4 protein-coding genes are annotated in these 5,334 nt (G+C 72.5%); 1 reads left to right on the forward strand and 3 read right to left on the reverse strand.

What is annotated here, in order from left to right:
- Positions 1-448 precede the first annotated feature (448 nt).
- On the forward strand, positions 449-2,302 hold the full coding sequence (gene ilvD / locus ND748_RS24460; protein ID WP_251748317.1) for a dihydroxy-acid dehydratase: 1,854 nt from the start codon (positions 449-451) through the stop codon (positions 2,300-2,302).
- Positions 2,303-2,371: 69 nt separating this feature from the next.
- Here ilvD and egtD read toward each other — a convergent pair whose 3' ends face one another.
- The 3 genes from egtD to ND748_RS24475 all read right to left on the reverse strand — a co-directional run.
- Entirely contained in the window at positions 2,372-3,433 is a 1,062-nt protein-coding gene (egtD, locus tag ND748_RS24465; RefSeq protein ID WP_251748319.1) for an L-histidine N(alpha)-methyltransferase, read from the reverse strand.
- A gap of 43 nt (positions 3,434-3,476) precedes the next feature.
- Positions 3,477-4,310, reverse strand: coding sequence for an ergothioneine biosynthesis protein EgtC (gene egtC, locus ND748_RS24470; protein ID WP_251748321.1), 834 nt, complete (start codon positions 4,308-4,310; stop codon positions 3,477-3,479).
- A gap of 4 nt (positions 4,311-4,314) precedes the next feature.
- The coding region (locus ND748_RS24475) for an SUMF1/EgtB/PvdO family nonheme iron enzyme (protein ID WP_251748323.1) at positions 4,315-5,334 on the reverse strand (1,020 nt) is incomplete at its 5' end.

A 5,334-nucleotide genomic window follows, 5' to 3' on the forward strand; every position in this document is an offset into this window, starting at 1 on the left:
GGCAGCGTCCGGGCGACGCGTCGCCCCGGCAGCCGCGGTCGGCACCCGACGAACCCGACTCCGACGACTGACCGACCCACCGCCTGATCTCGACTCACCGCCTGATCTCGACCCGCCGCCAGACCTCGACCTCGGCGCCAGATTCCCGGCCTGCCTCCGTCTGTCCACAGGGAACGAAGCGGCGTGCGCAGCCCGCGGATGGACCAGGCAACCTGGTGCGGTCCGCGGTCCGCGGTCCGCGGAGCCCGGAGCCCGATCATCCAGAGGGACGAATCGGCGCGGAACTCTCCGGGGAGTCGGGGACGGGTGCGAGGTGACCCGCGTGGCTTCGGGGTGACGGGGCCGCCGCGCAGGGCGGCGCCCGAGATGTGGCGTACCGTCGTGGCATCGCCAGTCCGCTGCCGGCGGTCCCTGTCGGGGCGTAGCCGATGTGACGTCCGAGGTCGAGATGCCCGCTCTCCGCTCCCGTACCACCACGCATGGCCGGAACATGGCCGGGGCCCGCGCCCTGTGGCGTGCGACCGGCATGACCGATGACGACTTCGGTAAGCCGATCATCGCCATTGCGAACAGCTTCACCCAGTTCGTGCCGGGCCACGTGCACCTGCGTAACCTCGGCGCCCTGGTCGCGGAGGCAATTGCGGAGTCCGGGGGAGTGGGCCGGGAGTTCAACACGATCGCGGTCGACGACGGCATCGCGATGGGGCACGGCGGGATGCTGTACTCGTTGCCGTCGCGGGAGATCATCGCCGACAGCGTCGAGTACATGGTCAACGCCCACTGCGCCGACGCACTGGTCTGCATCTCCAACTGCGACAAGATCACCCCTGGCATGCTGTTGGCGGCGCTGCGGCTCAACATCCCGACCGTGTTCGTCTCCGGCGGGGCGATGGAGTCCGGCAACGCGGTGATCTCCGGCAACACGGCCCGATCCAAGCTGGACCTCATCACGGCGATGTCCGCGGCGGTCAACCCGGAGGTTTCCGACAGCGACCTGTCGACGATCGAGCGGTCGGCCTGCCCGACCTGCGGCTCCTGCTCCGGGATGTTCACCGCGAACTCGATGAACTGCCTGACCGAGGCGATGGGCCTGTCCCTGCCGGGCAACGGCTCGACGCTGGCCACCGCCGCCGCCCGCCGCGAGCTGTTCGTCGAGGCCGGCCGGCTCGTCGTCGACCTGGCCCGGCGCTACTACGAGAAGGACGACGAGGCGGTCCTGCCCCGCTCGATCGCGACGGCCGCGGCGTTCCGCAACGCCTTCGCCGTGGACGTGGCCATGGGCGGCTCCACGAACACCGTGCTGCACCTGCTCGCCGCGGCCGTCGAGGCCGGCGTCGACGTGACGCTCGCCGACATCGACCAGATCTCGCGCACCGTGCCCTGCCTGTGCAAGGTGGCGCCCAGCTCCGCCCATTACTACATGGAGGACGTGCACCGCGCCGGCGGGATCCCGGCGATCCTCGGTGAGCTCGACCGGGCCGGCCTGCTCGACCAGAACACCCATTCGGTGCACGCGGCCAGCCTGCGAGAGTTCCTCGACCGCTGGGACATCCGCGGCGCGAGTCCCTCGCCGGACGCGGTGGAGCTGTTTCACGCGGCGCCGGGTGGGGTGCGCACGATCGAGCCGTTCAGCACCACCAACCGCTGGGATTCCCTCGACACCGATGCGGAGAACGGTTGCATCCGCTCGGCCGAGCACGCCTATTCGGCTGAAGGCGGCCTGGCCGTGCTCTTTGGCAACCTCGCCGTCGACGGTGCGGTCGTCAAGACCGCCGGGGTGGACGAAAGCCAGTGGTCCTTCCGCGGCCCGGCGCTTGTCGTCGAGAGCCAGGAGGACGCGGTCGACGCCATCCTGACCAAGCGGGTCCAGCCCGGAGATGTGATCATCGTCCGGTATGAGGGCCCCCGCGGCGGCCCGGGCATGCAGGAGATGCTGTACCCGACCGCCTTCCTCAAGGGGCGAGGCCTCGGCCCCAAGTGCGCGCTGATCACCGATGGCCGGTTCTCCGGTGGGAGCTCGGGCCTGTCGATCGGCCACGTCTCGCCGGAGGCTGCGCACGGCGGCACGATCGCCCTCGTCCGAGACGGCGACGTGATCGACATCGACATTCCGACGCGCAGGCTGGAGCTGCTCGTCTCGGACGAGGAGCTGGCGCGGCGCCGGGCCGAGCTGGCGGCGGCCGGCGGCTACCGGCCGGCGGACCGGGAGCGTCCCGTCTCGGCGGCCCTGCGTGCCTACGCCGCGATGGCGACCTCGGCGTCGACCGGAGCCGCCCGCGACGTCAGCCTCCTCGGTGGCTGACGTCGGGGTGCGGCTGACGTCGGGGTGCGGCTGACGTCGGGGTGCGGCTGACGTCGGGGTGCGGCCCTGTCAGACCGGGGCTGCAGAGGGCGCGGTCGAGGGCGTCGCGAGGGTCACGGCGAAGTCTCCCTCGGGGTCGGTCCACTGCTGGGCCACCGCCCAGCCGGCGTCCGCCAGCTCCGCGGTGATGCCGTCCCGGGTGAACTTGGCGCTGATCTCGGTCAGCAGGTCCTCCCCGCGCTGGAACTCGATGGCCAGCGCGAGGGAATCGATGGTCACCTGCTGGTCGCGGACCGCGCGCAGCCGCATCTCGATCCAGGAGTCCGCGGCGTTCCAGCGGGCGACGTGCGCGAAGCCGCGGATGTCGAAATCCGCGCCCAGCTCTCGGTTGATCACGGTGAGCACGTTGCGGTTGAACGCGGCGGTCACCCCGGCTCCGTCGTCGTAGGCGGCGACGAGCCGGTCCGGATCCTTGACCAGGTCCGTGCCGAGCAGCAGGGCGTCGGTGGAGCCGCACTGCTCGCGCAGCGCGCGCAGGAAGGCCTCGCGTTGGGCGGGCCGCATGTTGCCGATGGTGCCGCCGAGGAAGGCGATCAGCCGCCGGCCGCCGCCGGGAAGGCGCGCCAGGTGCCGCTCGAAGTCGCCGACGACGGCATGCACGGCCAGGTCCGGGTAGGTGGCGATGAGGCTGCGGCCGGCCTGCGTCAGCGTGGCCTCGTCGACGTCGAACGCGACGAACCGGCGCAGGCCGCCGTCGGCGCGCAGGGCGTCGAGCAGCAGCCGGGTCTTCTCGGACGTACCCGAGCCCAGTTCGACGAGGGTGTCCGCGGCACAGGCGGCCGCGATGGCGCCCGCGTGGCTGTCGAGGATCGCCCGCTCGCGCCGGGTGGGGTAGTACTCCGGCAGCCTCGTGATCTCGTCGAACAGCATGCCGCCGGTGGCGTCGTAGAACCACTTGGGCGGCAGTTCCCGCGGGTTCCCGGTGAGCCCGGCGAGCACGTCGCGGGCCAGGTTGACGGCGCGATCCGCCGCGTTCACGTGCCGGTCCACGATCAGCCCCGCCAGCGGTTGCGCCGAGCCGTCCGGGCCGGCGGCACCCGCGGGGGTGGTCGTCGAAGTCCTCGCTGTCATCGTGGCGCCCTTCATCGACGTGGTGCAACCCACAGTAACCGATCTAGGGGATCAAGCTACGAAGAGTGACTTTGCGTGTGTCGGCCATGAGGAGATGATGGTCCGGAATGTCGATCCAGCCCGGCTCGTCATCATCCGGCTCGCTTGCGACCAGCACGCCGTCGGGCTCCACTCGGTAGGACAGGCTGTCCAGCCAGGAGGTCGCCACGAGCTGGGTGCCGTCCGTCACGAGCAGGTTCAGCCGGGCCACGGCGGCAGGGGCCACCGCCGCCGACTGCGGTGCGGGTTCAGGTCCCGCGCCGGCCGTCCAGTCGCCGGCCCAGGGCACGGCGCCACCCGCCCGCCGGTCCGCGAGCCCGGCGCCGCTCAGGGACAGCACCACGTCGGCCACGGCGTCGGCCAGGGGGCGCGTCGCGGCCCGCTCCCAGACCAGCGCGGCCAGCAGCGCCGAGTCGCACGCGGAGTCGGGCGTGGGCGCATCGGGCCGCTCTCGCAGCAGCGCCCGCACGGCCGTGGGGTCGACGCGTCCGTTGTGGCTGAGCAGCCGGGTCCCGTCGGTGAACGGAGCCGTCGAGGACTCCTCCACCGGCATGCCCACGCTGGCGCTGCGGACCGCGGCCAGCACGCAGCCGGACGCGATCGTGCCCGCCATCGACGCGTAGGAGGCGTCCGTCCACATCGGTACCGCGCGGCGGATCCGGGCCGGCTGCGCGCGCAGCGCCGGGGCGTACCAGCCGACCCCGAACCCGTCGGCGTTGATCGTCCCGTGCCGCATCCGGCGCGGCGCCCAGGACTGGTGCAGCAGACTGTGCGGTGCCTCCATGGTCAGCCGCGCCAGGGTGCGCGGCGCGCCGAGCCAGGCAAGGTGACGGCACATCGGCTCAGCCGGCGTCGCGGGCCAGGCGGAAGCCCGCGAAGATCTGGCGGCGAATCGGGTAGTCCCAGTTGCGGAAGGTGGTGCGCACGGCCGCGGGAGCCGTCGCCCAGCTTCCTCCGCGCAGGATCCGGAACGCCGAATCCGCCCCCGGCTTCGGGAAGAAGACCTCGCTGTACTCGCGGTAGGGGTGGGACCGGAAACCCGGGTATGGGGTGAAACCGCTCGCGGTCCATTCCCACACGTCCCCGATCATCTGCTCGGCTCCGCAGGGACTCGCGCCCGCGGGAAAGGCCCCCAGCGGGGCCGGGCCACTCGTGCGGTGCCCAAGGTTGGCATGCTCCGGCGTCGGATCGGTGTCCCCCCACGGATAGCGTCGTGAACGTCCGGTGGCCGGGTCGTGGGCGGCGGCCTTCTCCCACTCGGCCTCCGTGGGCAACCGGCGGCCGGCCCAGCGGGCGTGCGCTTCGGCCTCGTACCAGCAGACATGCTGGACCGGCTCGTCGAGTGGCACCGGCTCGACCCGGCCGAGGCGCCGGCGCAGCCACACCTCGCCGTCGCGCCACCAGAACGCCGGCGCGGTCAGGTTCTCCTGGCGACGCCACTGCCAGCCTGCGGGCGACCACAGCCGCTCGTCGTCGTAGCCGCCGGCGTCGATGAAGGCGATGTGCGCCCGGTTGGACACCGGCAGGGTGTCGATCCAGAACGCCGGCAGGTCCACCCGGTGCGCGGGCCGCTCGTTGTCGTAGGCCCAGGGCTCGGTGCTCGTGCCGAGCGTGCACGGCCCGGCCGGTACCAGCACCTCGGCGCGCGGGACGGTCCGCCCGGGCGGCGGCGGCTGTCCCGGGGCGAGCAGCGGCGGTCCGGCGCGCAGCTGATGGGTGGCGAGCATCGTCTCGTCGTGCTGGTGCTCGTGCTGGATGACCATGCCGTAGACGAAGCCGCCGGCGAGCAGTCGGCGCCGGTCCGCGATCGGGTCGCGGTCCGCGGTCGGGTCGCCGGGGCTGGCCGGCGCGCCGAGTCCGTC

Source organism: Frankia sp. AiPs1 (assembly GCF_023716945.1).
In the GTDB taxonomy this organism is placed as follows: domain Bacteria; phylum Actinomycetota; class Actinomycetes; order Frankiales; family Frankiaceae; genus Frankia.

Coding starts and splice junctions, on each gene's coding strand:
- egtD (WP_251748319.1), bottom strand. CDS start 3,433: ATGACAGCGAGGACTTCGACGACCACCCCCGCGGGTGCCGCCGGCCCG.
- egtC (WP_251748321.1), bottom strand. CDS start 4,310: ATGTGCCGTCACCTTGCCTGGCTCGGCGCGCCGCGCACCCTGGCGCGG.
- ilvD (WP_251748317.1), top strand. CDS start 449: ATGCCCGCTCTCCGCTCCCGTACCACCACGCATGGCCGGAACATGGCC.